Origin of the sequence: Aeromicrobium sp. (assembly GCF_036676885.1) — a bacterium.
GTDB lineage: Bacteria > Actinomycetota > Actinomycetes > Propionibacteriales > Nocardioidaceae > Aeromicrobium.
Genome location: NZ_JAKFCB010000258.1, coordinates 1 through 13,734, shown reverse-complemented (window position 1 = coordinate 13,734; position 13,734 = coordinate 1). Strand labels below are relative to the sequence as shown.

The window sequence follows — 13,734 nt, the reverse complement described above, 5'->3', positions numbered from 1 at the left end:
GGTCGCCGACGCGGTCGCCTAGGCCCAGAGGTTCTCGCCGAACTTGAACCAGATCGCGGCGATCAGGACGACGTACCAGAGGGTGCAGATCAACATCGTCCAGTCGCCGACGAAGCGGGACACCGGGTTGCTGGGTGCGTACGCCCGCAGGTTGCGCGCCGTGACCCAGATGAAGATCGGGATCGTCACGGCCCAGACGACCATGCACCACGGGCACAGCTTGCCGATGTCGTAGATGCTCTGGCTCTGGAGCCACGTCACGAAGCCGATGCCGAACAGGACGCCGGCCTGCAGCCCGCCCCAGATGAAGGTGGGCAGGTGCACGCGAGCAAGCAGCAGGACGCCCAACGTCACGACCACCGCAAAGCCGGCGACGCCGATGATGGGGTTGGGGAAGCCGAACGCGGATGCCTGATCGGTGTTGATGACGCCGCCGCAGCTCACGAATGCGTTGATGTCGCAGCTGAGATCGGTCGGCTTGCCGTCGGCCTTGTCCTGGAGGAAGTTGACCTTCTCGATCAGCAGGATCGCCGCCGAGAGCAGGCCGATCGCGCCGCCGATCGTCAGCAGCAGGCCAAGGCCTCGGCTCGCCTGGGTGTCCGCACCGGTGGTGTCGGCATCGTCGATCAGTTCGGTCATAACCGTGATCTTAAGGTGAGTGAGCAAGTCCGGTTCCGCCGGCACGTGGCCTGATCCGTCACATGGGCTAGGGTTCACATACCCACGGTATGCGAAAGGTCACCATGAGCGCGGACATCATCAACCCGGAACACGTCGACGTCATCATCGTCGGTGCGGGACTCTCCGGCATCGGCGCGGCGTATCGCCTGCAGGAGCAGTGCCCCGGCAAGACGTACGCGATCCTCGAGGCGCGCTCCGCGGTCGGCGGCACGTGGGACCTGTTCCGCTACCCGGGCATCCGCTCGGACTCCGACATGTACACGCTGAGCTTCCCGTTCCGCCCGTGGACCAACCCCAGGTCCATCGCCGACGGCGAGCACATCAGGACGTACATCCAGGAGGCGGCTGACGAGTTCGGGATCGCCCGGCACATCCGGTTCGGTCACCGTGTCCTGTCGGCGTCCTGGTCGTCCGAGGCCGCGCTCTGGACCGTGACGTCACGCGTCGGCGACGAGACGATCGTCCAGACCGCGTCGTTCGTCTATCTCTGCAGCGGCTACTACAGCTACGACACCGGCTATCAGCCGGAGTTCCCCGGCGTCGACTCGTTCGACGGGCAGGTCGTGCACCCGCAGTTCTGGCCCGAGGACCTCGACTACGCGGGCAAGAAGGTCGTCGTGATCGGCAGCGGCGCCACCGCCGTCACGCTGATCCCGTCGATGGCCGACGATGTCGAGCACATCACGATGCTGCAGCGTTCGCCGACGTACATCACGAGCCTGCCGGCGGAGGACAAGGTCGCGGACCTCATGCGCAGGGTCCTGCCGGCCAACGTCGCGCACCGCGCGATCCGGCGCAAGAACGCGATCGTCACGATCGGCTTCTACCAGTTCTGCCGTCGGTTCCCCCGGGCCGCGGCCAAGCTGCTGCTGGGGCGCGCCCGGCGCCAGCTGCCCGAAGGCGCCGACATGGTGCACTTCACGCCGCGCTACAAGCCATGGGACCAGCGCCTGTGCATCGTCCCGGACGGCGACCTGTTCCGGGTCATCCGCGACGGCAAGGCGTCGATCGTCACCGACACGATCAAGGAGCTCACCCCGAGCGGCATCGCCCTCGACTCCGGTCAGCACCTCGACGCCGACATCGTGGTGACGGCGACCGGTCTCCAGATCGTCGCCTTCGGCCAGCTCAAGATCGAGGTCGATGGTGAGCGGGTCGTCCCGCGCGACGTCCACGTCTACAAGGGCCTGATGTTCAGCGGCATCCCCAACTTCGCGTGGTGCGTCGGCTACACCAACGCCTCGTGGACCCTGCGAGCCGACCTCTCGTCGCAGTACGTGTGCCGGTTCATCAACCACCTCGACGCCAACGGCCACGCCTTCGGCATGCCCGATCCGAAGGGTGCGGCGGGTCAGGCCCGACCGATCCTCGACCTGACCTCGGGTTACGTCACTCGCGTGGCGGACCTGCTGCCCCGGCAGGGCGCGGCGTCGCCGTGGACGATCCGGCAGAACTGGCTGCTCGATTCGTACGACATGAAGCGCACCGACCTCGACCAGGAGATGGTGTTCACCTCGAGGTCGCAGGTGTCAGTCCCCGCCTAGGTCTGGCAGTGCGGGCACCAGAAGGTGTTGCGCTCGGCGGTCGGTCGGTCGCCCAGCTTGCCACTGCGCAGCGGAGTGCCGCAGCGCCGGCAGCGTGCCCGCTCTCGGTTGTAGACCCAGCGCTCCTCGCCCGCGCGGGTGCTGCCGGTGAACGAGCGGTCGATCCGTGACTTGTTGAGGTCGAGCATCTGGCGCCCGCGTGAGATGACCCGCGCCAGGTCGGCGACCTCGCCGACCGGGCGGGTCGGCGCCAGACCCATGAGGAACAGCAGCTCGTTGACGTACTCGTTGCCGAATCCGGCGACGTTGCGCTGGTCGAGGAGCGCGAGGTAGACCGGGCGGTCGGCGTGGGCGGAGACCCGCCGCACGGCCTCGTCGAGATCCCAGTCGGGTCCCAGCAGGTCGGGGCCGAGATGGCCGACGGCGGTGGTCTCGTCGCCTCGCGCCAACACCTCGAGAATGCCGAGGGCGTAGCCCACCGCCTGCCACTCGTCGTTGTCGAGAACCGCACGGGCGCTGTGACCGGGCCGCCGCCACGCCGAGCCGAGCCGGTGGACGTGCCACGCGCCCTCCATCTTGAGGTGCGAGTGGATCGAATGCTCGGGCGTCCGGATCAGCAGGTGCTTGCCGCGGCTGACCACCTCCTCGACGCGCGAGCCGCGCAGGTCGACCGTCGCGTAGGCCGGGACGCGGAAGTCGGTGCGGGTCAGCTCACGGCCGGCGAGCGCCTCGTGCAGATGACGGGCCGTGCGCCAGACGGTGTCGCCCTCAGGCATCGATTCGCAGGCCCTTGATCGTGCGCTCGAACCCGGCCTCGAGCAGCGCCTCGCCCAGCTGTGTGGAGGCAATGGGATGCCCGTCGGCGGTCTCGATCGTCAACCGGCTGATCCGCTTGGCGCGCACCGTGGCGACGAGCGAGTCGGCCGCAGCGGCCAGCCGGACGGGGTCGTCGTCGAACACCAGCACCTTGCGGCCGCCGCGCTCGAGGTAGACGACCAGGCGCCCGTCGTGCATCACCACGAGGGAGCCGGCCTTGCGGGCGGGCCGGTGGCCGGAGGACTCGTCATCCGTGCGACGCTCGGGCCACGGCAGAGCGGCGCCGTAGGGATTGGCGGGGTCTGTCGCGGCCAGCGTCAGCGCCGCGGCGTCGGTCGGCCGGTCGTCGTCGCCGGCATGACCGCGCATGCGATCGACCGTCGCCGGCGCCGCGAACTGGGCTGCGCCGAGCGTCTCGATGTAGTAGCCGCGAAGCACTGCACCGGTCTGCTCGAGCTCGCGCAGCACCCGATAGACGCCGGCGAACCCGCCCGGAGTCTGCTCCGCCATGACGGACCCGCGGGTCACGACGCCGTAGCGCCCCACCAATGACTCGGTGCGGGCCAGTTGCAGGCTGGTCGGGTCGCTCGAGGTCTCGGCCAGCGCAAACCAGCGGCCGCTGACGGTCGGCGGACCCTGCAGCGCGACGCGAGGTGATCTGGTGCGCCGACCGTGGATGCGGGCCCGCGGCGCCGGCCGTGTGGTCCGGTGGGCCCCGCCACGGCCCACGAGCGTACGCAGGGGAGCGAATGTGTCGTTGCTGACCCGGCCCGACCAGACCAGGTCCCAGAGCGCCTCGGCCAGCGCTCCGTGGTCATCGGTGCCGACCGCATCGGCGAGCTGGCGGAACAGGAACGCTCCGCGACCGTCGAGCGCATCGATGATCGTGGCCTGCAGAGAGCCGTCCTCGGGTGGCTGGGTCCCGGCGGCGCGCAGCACGAGGTCCGCCGGATGGAGCTGGACCCATCCGTCGTTGCCGGGGAGCGTGCCGGCGCCCGACCACATGACCTCACCCGCCGTCGTGAGCTCGTCGAGCATCGCGGGGGAGTAGTCACGCACGCGTGCCGGCAGGACCAGCGATTCCCAGGCGGATGCCGGCAGCGCCAGCCCGGCCAGCTGGTCGATCGCGGTCAGCACGCCGTCCGGACCGCGCAGATTGCCGCCCACGCCCTGCCAGGACGGCAGGAACCGGGCGTAGGTCAGCGGGTCGACCGGCTCGACCTGGTGCCGAGCCGCGGCCAGGGAGCGTGACCGCAGCCGTCGCAGGACGCCGGGCTCGACCCACTCGGTGCCGGTCGCCTGGGGACGGAACTCACCCTCGGTCAGCCGGCCGTCGCGCGACAGCCGGCGCAGCACCTGGAGCGCGACGGCGCTGCCGAGGCCGAAGCGGGTTGCGACCTCCTCGGTGGTGAACGGGCCGTGGGTGCGCGTGTAGCGGGAGATGAGGTCGGTCAGTGGATCTGCGGTGACCTCGAGAAACGCCTCCGGTATGCCCATCGGCACGACCACCCCGAGGGCGTCGCGCAGGCGCCCGGCGTCCTCGACCACGGCCCAGCGGAGCTCGCCGGCCATGGCGACCTCGATGGCGCGCCGGGACTGCTGGAGCTCGTCGAGCCACGCCACGGCGTGCGAAGCGACCTCGGGCCGAAGCCTTGCCGTGACCTCGGCGGTCGTGAGCGGCCCCAGCATGCGGAGCAGGTCGGCGACTCCCTCGACGTCCTTGACCCGCCGATCGTCGGTGAGGCGCTGCAGCTCGAGCTCGGTGTGCTCGATCACCGCCGGGTCGAGCAGCTCACGGAGCTCGGCCCGGCCGAGCAGCTCGGCGAGGAGCGTGGGGTCGAGGGTCAGCGCCGACGCGCGACGCTCGGCCAGGGGGGTGTCGCCCTCGTAGAGGAAAGCGGCGACGTATCCGAACAGGAGATTCTGGGCGAACGGTGAGGCGCGCTCGGTCGTGACCTCGGCGATCTGGACCTCCCGCGATGCCAGCCGTCTGGTCAGCGTCATGAGGGCGGGGAGGTCATAGACGTCCTGGAGGCATTCGCGAGCCGTCTCGAGCAGGATCGGGAACGTCGGGTGGTTGCGTGCCACGTCGAGCAGCTGCGCCGAGCGTTGGCGCTGCTGCCACAACGGGGCGCGCGATCCCGGGTTGCGGCGCGGCAGCAGCAGGGCCCGTGCCGCACACTCGCGGAACCGGGAGGCGAACAGCGCGGAGCTGCCGACCTCCTCGGTCACGATCTTGTCGAGGTCGTCGGTGTCGAAGACGAACAGGTCGGAGCCGGGTGGCTCGAGCTCGGTGTCGGGTATGCGAGCGACGATGCCGTCGTCACTCGCCACCACGGAGCCGTCCATGCCGAACCGCTCCTCGATGCGTGCGGCGACCGCGAGGGCCCACGGTGCATGGACCCGGCGACCGAACGGCGAGTGCAGGACGACGCGCCAGTCGCCCAGCTCGTCGCGGAACCGCTCGACCACCAGGGTGCGGTCGGACGGCACCTGGCCCGTCGCGTCCTTCTGGTCGCGGAGATAGGCCGCAAGGTTGTCCGAGGCCTGGCGGCCGAGCCCGAGGGCGGACGTGCGCTCCGCGAGCGCGGCGGGTGAGAGGTTGGCCGCCTCGCGTACGAAGCTGCCGATCGCCTCACCGAGCTCATAGGGGCGACCGACGGCATCGCCCTTCCAGAACGGCAGGCGGGCCGGCTGGCCGAATGCCGGCGTCACGATGACCCGGTCGTGCGTGATCTCCTGGATCCGCCAGCTCGTGGCCCCCAGGGCGAACACGTCGTTGATGCGCGACTCGTAGACCATCTCCTCGTCGAGCTCACCGACCTTGCGGCTCGCCCCCGAGTCGTCGGCGCCGGCGGCGAGATTGACCGAGAACATCCCGCGATCGGGGATCGTGCCGCCGCTCGTCACGGCGAGGCGTTGCGCACCGGGCCGGCCGGTGAGCGTGCCGGCGTCGCGGTCCCACACGAGCCGCGGGCGGAGCTCGGCGAACTCGTCGGAGGGATAGCGGCCGGCGAGCAGATCGAGTGTCGCGTCATAGGCCGACCGGGGCAGCGTCGCGAACGGCGCGCTGCGGCGTACGGTGTCGAACCACTCCTCGACGTCGATCGGCTCCAGCGCCGTCACCGCGACGGTCTGCTGGGCCAGGATGTCGAGCGGGTTGGCCGGTATGTCGAGGCGTTCGATCAGTCCCTGCTGCATCCGCGAGGTCGTGACTGCGGCGCCGAGCAGGTCCTGGCGCGAGGTCGGGAACGTCACCCCTTGCGAGATCTCGCCGACCTGGTGTCCCGCCCGGCCGACCCGCTGGAGCCCGCTGGCGACCGACGGCGGCGACGAGACCTGGATGACCAGGTCGACCGCGCCCATGTCGATGCCCAGCTCGAGGCTCGACGTCGCGACGACGCAGCGCAGGCGGCCGGTCTTGAGCTCGTCCTCGATCAGGGCGCGCTGCTCCTTGCTGACCGATCCGTGATGTGCCCGCGCGAGGATCGCCTCGGCACCAGAGCTCTGCGCGCTCCCGCCCATGAGCTGCGCCGGGGGACGTCCGGAACCGGGCGCGGCGCTCTCAGCGCCGGTGTAGGAGGCGTAGGCCTCGTTGAGCCGCGCTGTGAGTCGCTCCGCGACCCCGCGGGAGTTGACGAAGATGATGGTCGACCGGTGCTCGAGGACGCGGCGCATCACGGCGTCCTCGACATGCGGCCAGATGCTGCCCCGGGGTTGCTCGTCCTCGTCGAGGGCCCGTCCACCGCTGCCCTCATCGCGTGGAGGCGCCGGGATGCTGGTCATGTCGTCGACCGGCACCTCGACCTCGAGCGCCAGCCGGGTCGCGGCCTCCGGAGCGACGACCGTGACCCGTGCGGAGCCGCCGAGGAAGCGGGCGACCTCGTCGTGAGGGCGTACGGTCGCGCTCAGGCCGATGCGGCGGGCCGGCTCCGGCAGGAGGGCGTCGAGCCGCTCGAGCGACAGCGCCAGGTGAGCGCCCCGCTTGGTGCCGGCGACGGCATGGATCTCGTCGACGATGACGGTCTCGACCGTGCGCAACGTCTCGCGGGCCGCCGAGGTCAGCATCAGGAACAAGGACTCGGGCGTCGTGATCAGGATGTCGGGGGGATGCGTCACGAGTGCTCGGCGGTCGCGCTGGGGGGTGTCGCCGGAACGGACGCCGACGGTGACCTCGCGGAACCGGTCGCCGCGCCTCGCCGCTGCCTGTGTGATGCCCACGAGCGGCGAACGGAGGTTGCGCTCGACGTCGACCGCGAGGGCCTTGAGTGGCGAGATGTAGAGGACGCGCGTGCCCTCGGACTCATCGGCATGCATGAGCCGGTCGATCGACGACAGGAACGCCGCGAGGGTCTTGCCGGAGCCGGTCGGCGCCACGACCAGGACGTGCTCGTCGCCCGCCACGGCGTCCCACGCGCCGAGCTGCGCGGGGGTCGGCGCCTCGAAGGACTCGTCGAACCACTGCCGTGTGGCAGGGGCGAAACTCCTCAGCGTGCCGGTCATTCTCCCATCGTGGCAGTCGCCACCGACATGCGCCCGGGCACCTCGTCCTGGACTCCCGGCCGGTTAGTCTGAGCATTCGTCGAGACGTCCAGGCAAGAGGAGCGGGAGTGTCGGAGAAGCGGCTCAAGGGCCTCGCCGCCCTCGTCGGTGCCACCCTCCTCGTGGTGATCGCCACCGGCGCTGTGCTCGGCTCGCGGTCAGCCGCCGCTGACCTGGAGGCCAAGGCCGAGCGGTCGCTCGCGTCTGCCGACCTCCCCGACGTTCACGTCACGTTCCGTGGTCGCGAGGCGGTGCTGACCGGCGGCAGCCCTGACGACCTCGGCAAGGCCGAGCTGATCGTCGAGGGCATCGAAGGCGTCCGTCTGGCCGACGTCGCGATCTCGACGGCCGTGACCCCCACGCAGCGTCCGCCCGACACGACGCCGACCCTCGACCTCCGTCACGCGGGCGCGGGCCTCACGATCAGCGGCACCGTGCCCGACTCCGACGCCGCGGCCGGCATCAAGGTGCGTGTGGCGGAGGACTTCGCCGTCCCGGTCACCGGTGACCTCGTGATCGATCCGGCGGTGGGCTCCGCCGGCTGGATCGACCGGCTGCCCGACGTGTTCGGCGACCTCGTCGGTGTCAAACGGCTCGAGCTGACGATCGACGGCACGGGTGTGCTGGAGCTGGCCGGATCGATCGAGAGCCGGGCCGGTGCGGAGGACGTACGCCGAAAGGTCGCGGTGGCGGCCCCTGACCTCGACGTCGTGAGTCGCATCGACATCGAGCCGGGCAGCCTCTCGGAGTCGGACGCGGCGGTGCTCAACGGCTCCACGCTGTACTTCCCGCCGGGAAGCTCGGACCTGGGCGCCGAGTACGAGCGGGTGCTCGACGCCGTCGCGGACGTCCTGCGCCGCAACCCGTCCGTCGCGATCGAGGCGGGCGGGCATGCCGGGCCGGTCGACCCGCCCGCGGGTGAGGTGCTCAGCCTGGCGCGGGTCGCGACGGTCAAGGCGTACCTGGTCCGGTCGGGAGTCGACGCGGCGCGCGTCAGCACCAGGACCTTCGCGTCCGACAGCCGGACCGCCGAGGCTTCGGCCAAGCGGTTCCACCGCGTCGACTTCGTCGTGACGGAGAGCTGAGCCATGTCGGGCTACACACTCGGTGAGATCGTCGTCTGGCTGGTGTTGGCGGCCGTACTCGGCTTCGCCCTCGGATGGATCGCCCGGGAGCTGGTCCTGCGTACGAGGCAGCGCACGACCGCCGCCCCGACGGTTGAGCCTCCGGCGCAGCCCGAACCCGAGCCTGCCGCGCCGGCCGAGCCGACTCCGGCGAAGAAGGCACCCGCCAAGAAGGCCGCCGCCAAGAAGGCCGCCGCCAAGAAGGCGCCCGCGAGGAAGACCCCGGCCAACAAGGCCAAGACTAAGAAGGCGGCGGCCAAGAAGACCCCGGCGAAGAAGGCACCGGCCAAGAAGGCCACGCCGCCCTCGGAGCCCGACAACACGTGACGACAGGCGCGAGGGGGTACGCCGGGGCGACTCGCGCATGAGGCATGCTGGGCGGCATGAAGTTGCGCCTGTTCGTCGCCGTCACCGCGGCCGCCCTCACCCTGACCGCCTGCTCCTCGTCGGACGGGGACAAGGAGCCGACGACGCCTGACGCCTCGAAGGGCACGGCCAAGAAGCTCGTCGAGATCTCACCGCTGACGGGTCGGCCCCTGCCCAACGGCCGGCCGGACAATCCGGTGTTCGTCGTCAAGATCGAGAACACCGCGAACGGCGCGCCACAGTACGGCCTCAACAAGGCCGACATGGTCGTCGAGGAGCTCGTCGAGGGCGGGTTGACGAGGCTCGCGGCGCTCTACTACTCGAACCTGCCGTCCAAGGTCGGCCACGTCCGCTCCTTGCGCGACACCGACATCGGCATCGCCGCCCCGGTGGGCGGCCAGGTCGTGGCCTCGGGTGGCGCCGGTGGAACCTACCGGCGGGTCGAGCGCGCCGGCATCAAGGTGTTCTCCGAGGACGGCGGAGCACCCGGCTTCAGCAGCGACCCCGCGAAGTCCCGGCCCTACAACCGGATGATCAACCTCAAGACGTTGGCCAAGAAGGCCAAGGTCAACAAGATCCCGGGGCCCTACCTGCCCTGGACGCCCACGGAGTCGGCGACCAAGACCCCGGCGGCGAGCGGAACGACACCGGCACCGCCGCGGCAGAAGAAGACCCGCAAGGCGACCGTACGCTTCTCCAACTCGACTTCGACGTCGTGGAAGCTCGCCGGCGACACGTGGCAGCGGACCAACGGCCACGCGGCGCCCGGCAAGGACTTCAAGGCCAACACCATGATCGTGATGTTCTGCAAGGTCGGCGATGCCGGCTACACCGACCCGGCGGGCAACCCGGTGCCGGAGACCAAGCTCGAGGGCAAGGGCCGGGCGCTGGTCTTCCGCGGTGACACCGTGACCGAGGTCGAGTGGCTCAAGCCGAGCCTCGAGGAGTCGATCACGTTCTCGACCAAGGCCGGCGAGCCCTACACGATCGATCCGGGCCGGGTCTTCTTCGAGCTCGTGCCGCAGGGCGACGGCAAGGTCACCCTCGGCTGACCACCACCTCGCCGGTCGAGTAGCCAGCGAGCTCTGCGAGTCGGCGTATCGAGACCTCGTGACGCGAGTGCTCGCGTGATCGATCCCGGGACGTCAGTCGATCGCGGGCAGCAGGCGCAGGCCGGCGAGGATCGTACCGATCGCCGCCTGCACGTCCTCGCTGGCGGCCTCCGGGTCCTCGGCGTCGGCGACGAACTCCGACGCCGAGCGGATCGCTCCGTAGAACACCGCGCCGAACGCCTCGTTGAGCTCGCCGCCGCCACCGAGGTCGGCCAGCAGGTCGTCGACGGTGCGTTGCACGATGCCGAACGACGAGGCACGCTCGGCCTCGGCCCAGCGCTCATGGCCCAGGGCGACGGGGCCCTCTTGCATGCAGATGCGGCGGAACTGCGGCTCACGGCACACCTCGAGGAACTTCGCGAGGCCGATCTGGGCGCGTTCCCAGGGGTCCTTGGAGGCGTTGATGGCCTTCTCGACGTCGTTGGTCGTGGCTTCCTGCACGCGGAAGAAGACGCTCTCGAACAGGGCGAGCTTGCTGGGGAAGTGGTGGTAGAGCGCACCCTTGGTGACCCGGGCCGCCGCCACGACCTCGTCGAGCGAGGTGCCGGCATAGCCGTGATCGGTGAACAGGGTCGTGGCGCTGTCCAGAAGGGCGCGCTTGGTGCTCGAGGAGTAATCCTGGCGCCGCGTGGTCTTGCGCGCGGTACGCAGGACGTTCTTCGTCACGCGTGCGTGGTGTGGCATACGGACAAGTCTAAGGCCCGAACGCGCAGGTGGGGCGAATCACATACCGCGGGTTTGCCAAGGATGCCGGTATGGAACATACTGAGAGTACGTACCGAGAGTATGGAACTCTCGATCCGACGGGAACAGAAAGGAGCACACCATGACCTGGGATGCTTACAACCGTCGCAAGGAAACACTCCGTGACCTGCTCGCGATCGCCGATCGGCGCCGCGACCTGACACTCACCGAACTGCTCGACACGGTCGACGAGGGCCGCGAAGCCTTCGCGAACGAGACCGAGCTGCTGTTCGACCTCCAGATGACCTGGTTCCAGCGCCTGAGTGGGCAGCTGGACCGCCTCGTCACCGAGAGCGTCGAGTCACCCGAGCTGATGGCCGTCACGGCATGGGTCAACACCGCCGCAGAGATGCCCGGTGCCCGCGCCCTGCTCGACGCCCACATCCACGAGACCGCGCTCGCCAAGGCGTTCGCCAAGGAACAGGCGTTCCTGGCTGCATCCGCCGGCGTGCCGATGAGCCACCCGGATCTGACGGTCTACGGTCGCCGCATCATGAACTCCGCTCGTGAGTCCGTGGTCGGCGCCGTCAGGGCTGCCTAGGAAATTCCGGTCGCAGACCACCCCGCCTGGCACCTCCCTCCCTCTGGTGCCGGGCGGGGTTATTTCGTGTCGGTCCGTTCGGACCCGATACCGGTGATCTGCTCGCCGACCTCGACGTCGATCGCCTCGCGGAACTCCGAGCGGAAGATCCCGAGCGTCACCTGGCTCGCGATCGGCAGCAGGCTCTCCACGACGCTGAGGACCTGCGGCCAGTCCTCCTCCGGCATGCCCGCGTCGATGAACGGCTGCACGAGCTCCTTGACGACCTCCTGCACGAACGCGTCGGCGATGGTCCGCAGGTGCGACTGCAGCAGGGGGAACAGGGCGATCACGGTCTCCGGCGCGAGCCCGAGCTTCACCGCAGCGGCGCCCGAACGTACGACGGCCGGCTCGATCAGACGGACCTGGTCGGTGTCGAGCTTCTCGACGAGGCCAAGCCCGACGAGCGACTCGATCAGGGTGTCGTCACGGTGCACGCCGGCGAGCGCCGCGAGGTCGTCGCGCGACATGACCTCGGGCTCGGCGGTGTTCGGCTGGTCGAGGATCGTGATGAGATCGAGGGTGTGCCCGGCGGCATGCGGTGCGTTGAGGATGGCCTTCTCGATCGCCGCGAGCGTGAAGCCTCGCTCGATCAGCTGACGGATCAGCTGCAGCCGCTGGAGGTGCTCGCGGTTGTAGTAGCCCGTACGCCCCTCGAGTCGTGGCGCCTCGATCAGGCCGCGCCCGGCGTACGCACGTACGTTGCGCACTGTCATCTGGGCTCGCGCGGCGAGCTCGTCGACCGTGTACTCCTCGCCGTCCGCGGCGTCCTCTGGCATGCACGAATCATAGGCCTGCGCATTGCAGGCGCGGTGAGGTCGCACGGGGCATCATGGAGGTATGGACACGTTGCGAGGGAGACTCTTGGTGGCGACGCCGGCCATCGAGTCCGGCCCATTCATGCGCAGCGTCGTGTTCGTCCTCGACCACGACGCTGATGGCGCGCTCGGCGTGATCCTCAACCGGCCGCTCGACTCCGAGGTCGACGACGTCCTGCCCGACTGGGCCGGCCTCGTCAACGCACCGGTGTGCCTGTTCGACGGTGGACCGGTCGCGATGGACTCGGCCCTCGCGCTGGGCGTCATCGCCGACGTCGCCCCGCCGATCGGCTGGCGCCAGATGGCCGGCCGGGTCGGCCTCGTGGACCTCGAGGGCCCATTGCCCGGCAGCGGCGAGTTCGCCGGCATTCGCGTGTTCGCGGGCTATGCCGGATGGGGCGCCGACCAGCTCGAGGCCGAGCTCGAGGAGGGTGCCTGGCTCGTCGTCGAGGCGTACGACTCCGATCTCATCTCGCCGCAGCCCGAGACGCTGTGGCGTGAAGTCCTGCGACGCCAGGACAACGACGTGAGGTTCTGGACGACATTCCCCGACGATCCCTCCGCCAACTGACACGTGTCCCCACGACTCGTTAGACTGACGACGTGGCTTTCTTCGGGCGAGGTACAGAGACGGTTGTCGACGAGCGCACCGACATGCGCACCGAAGAGGGTGACCACGAGAAGTTCTCGCACTACGTCCCCAAGGACGAGCTGACCGAGGCCATGATCATGGGTCACCCCGTCGTCGCGCTGTGCGGCAAGGTGTGGGTTCCCAGCCGTGATCCGGAGCGTTTCCCGGTGTGCCCCGAGTGCAAGGACATCTGGGAGAGCATGGAAGACGGCGACCAGGGGGACCCCTCGGGTGACGCGTAGCCAGCACCTCCGGGTCTGGCAGCGTGAGGCATTCGAGCTCTATCAGCGCGCTCAACCGCGCGACTTCCTCACTGTTGCCACGCCGGGCGCCGGCAAGACGACCTTTGCCCTGACGATCGCCGCAGACCTGCTTGCGCGCGGCATCGTCGAGCGGGTCGTCATCGTCACGCCCACGGAGCACCTCAAGACCCAATGGGCTCTCGCAGCCTCGGGCATCGGCATCACCCTCGATCCGTCGTTGGCGGGGCAGGGCGTGCTCGGCTCGGACTTCCAGGGCTTCGCCGTGACCTACGCGGGGCTCGCCGCGAACCCCAATGCCTACCGAGCCCGCATCGAGCACCGCGCGACGATCGTGATCCTCGACGAGGTGCACCACGCCGCCGATGCGCTGTCGTGGGGCGACGCCGTCCAGGAGGCGTGCGAGCCCGCGGTCCGGCGCCTCGCGCTGACCGGCACGCCGTTCCGCTCCGACGACAACCCGATCCCGTTCGTCACCTACGCCCCGCAGGACGACGGCACCATGACGAGCGTCGC

The 13,734-nt window shown here is 69.8% G+C and carries 13 protein-coding genes; 8 read left to right on the top strand and 5 right to left on the bottom strand.

Annotated features, from left to right (window positions below; genetic code table 11):
• Window positions 1–18 precede the first annotated feature (18 nt).
• On the bottom strand, window positions 19–639 hold the full coding sequence (locus V6M46_RS11560) for a vitamin K epoxide reductase family protein (protein ID WP_332665093.1): 621 nt from the start codon (window positions 637–639) through the stop codon (window positions 19–21).
• A gap of 89 nt (window positions 640–728) precedes the next feature.
• Here V6M46_RS11560 and V6M46_RS11555 point away from each other — a divergent pair, with 89 nt between their 5' ends.
• Window positions 729–2,225 carry a flavin-containing monooxygenase gene (locus tag V6M46_RS11555; RefSeq protein ID WP_332665090.1) on the top strand — a complete coding sequence of 499 codons (1,497 nt, stop codon included), beginning with the start codon at window positions 729–731 and terminating at the stop codon, window positions 2,223–2,225.
• Here the strand turns inward: V6M46_RS11555 and V6M46_RS11550 are convergent.
• The gene (locus V6M46_RS11550; RefSeq protein ID WP_332665087.1) at window positions 2,222–3,001 is read right to left on the bottom strand and encodes a DNA-formamidopyrimidine glycosylase family protein; all 780 of its coding nucleotides are present in this window, start codon (window positions 2,999–3,001) and stop codon (window positions 2,222–2,224) included. The genes V6M46_RS11555 and V6M46_RS11550 overlap by 4 nt on opposite strands.
• On the bottom strand, window positions 2,994–7,544 hold the full coding sequence (locus V6M46_RS11545) for an ATP-dependent helicase (protein ID WP_332665085.1): 4,551 nt from the start codon (window positions 7,542–7,544) through the stop codon (window positions 2,994–2,996). The genes V6M46_RS11550 and V6M46_RS11545 overlap by 8 nt, the downstream gene beginning before the upstream one ends.
• Before the next feature lie 107 nt (window positions 7,545–7,651).
• Here V6M46_RS11545 and V6M46_RS11540 point away from each other — a divergent pair, with 107 nt between their 5' ends.
• The 3 genes from V6M46_RS11540 to V6M46_RS11530 are packed head-to-tail and all read left to right on the top strand — an operon-like array spanning window position 7,652 to window position 10,125.
• Window positions 7,652–8,668, top strand: coding sequence for an OmpA family protein (locus tag V6M46_RS11540; protein WP_332665082.1), 1,017 nt, complete (start codon window positions 7,652–7,654; stop codon window positions 8,666–8,668).
• Window positions 8,669–8,671: 3 nt separating this feature from the next.
• Window positions 8,672–9,034: a hypothetical protein gene (locus V6M46_RS11535; RefSeq protein WP_332665079.1), complete on the top strand. Its 363-nt coding sequence runs from the start codon at window positions 8,672–8,674 to the stop codon at window positions 9,032–9,034.
• A gap of 56 nt (window positions 9,035–9,090) precedes the next feature.
• Complete coding sequence (locus V6M46_RS11530; RefSeq protein ID WP_332665076.1) at window positions 9,091–10,125, top strand: DUF3048 domain-containing protein; 1,035 nt, start codon at window positions 9,091–9,093, stop codon at window positions 10,123–10,125.
• A gap of 93 nt (window positions 10,126–10,218) precedes the next feature.
• Here V6M46_RS11530 and V6M46_RS11525 read toward each other — a convergent pair whose 3' ends face one another.
• The gene (locus V6M46_RS11525; protein ID WP_332665073.1) at window positions 10,219–10,869 is read right to left on the bottom strand and encodes a TetR/AcrR family transcriptional regulator; all 651 of its coding nucleotides are present in this window, start codon (window positions 10,867–10,869) and stop codon (window positions 10,219–10,221) included.
• 142 nt (window positions 10,870–11,011) lie between these two features.
• Between V6M46_RS11525 and V6M46_RS11520 the strand changes: the two genes are divergently transcribed.
• Window positions 11,012–11,470: a hypothetical protein gene (locus V6M46_RS11520; protein WP_332665070.1), complete on the top strand. Its 459-nt coding sequence runs from the start codon at window positions 11,012–11,014 to the stop codon at window positions 11,468–11,470.
• A gap of 59 nt (window positions 11,471–11,529) precedes the next feature.
• Here V6M46_RS11520 and V6M46_RS11515 read toward each other — a convergent pair whose 3' ends face one another.
• Window positions 11,530–12,288, bottom strand: coding sequence for a MerR family transcriptional regulator (locus V6M46_RS11515; RefSeq protein WP_332665067.1), 759 nt, complete (start codon window positions 12,286–12,288; stop codon window positions 11,530–11,532).
• A gap of 61 nt (window positions 12,289–12,349) precedes the next feature.
• On the opposite strand from V6M46_RS11515, the gene V6M46_RS11510 reads away from it, so the two are divergent.
• The 3 genes from V6M46_RS11510 to V6M46_RS11500 form a co-directional block, all read left to right on the top strand.
• On the top strand, window positions 12,350–12,898 hold the full coding sequence (locus V6M46_RS11510; RefSeq protein WP_332665064.1) for a YqgE/AlgH family protein: 549 nt from the start codon (window positions 12,350–12,352) through the stop codon (window positions 12,896–12,898).
• Between the two features lie 32 nt (window positions 12,899–12,930).
• Window positions 12,931–13,200 (top strand): DUF3039 domain-containing protein, encoded by a 270-nt coding sequence (locus tag V6M46_RS11505; protein WP_442880502.1) that lies wholly within the window; start codon window positions 12,931–12,933, stop codon window positions 13,198–13,200.
• Window positions 13,190–13,734 (top strand): DEAD/DEAH box helicase (locus tag V6M46_RS11500; RefSeq protein ID WP_332665062.1); only part of this gene is annotated, 545 nt, incomplete at its 3' end. The genes V6M46_RS11505 and V6M46_RS11500, both read left to right, overlap by 11 nt.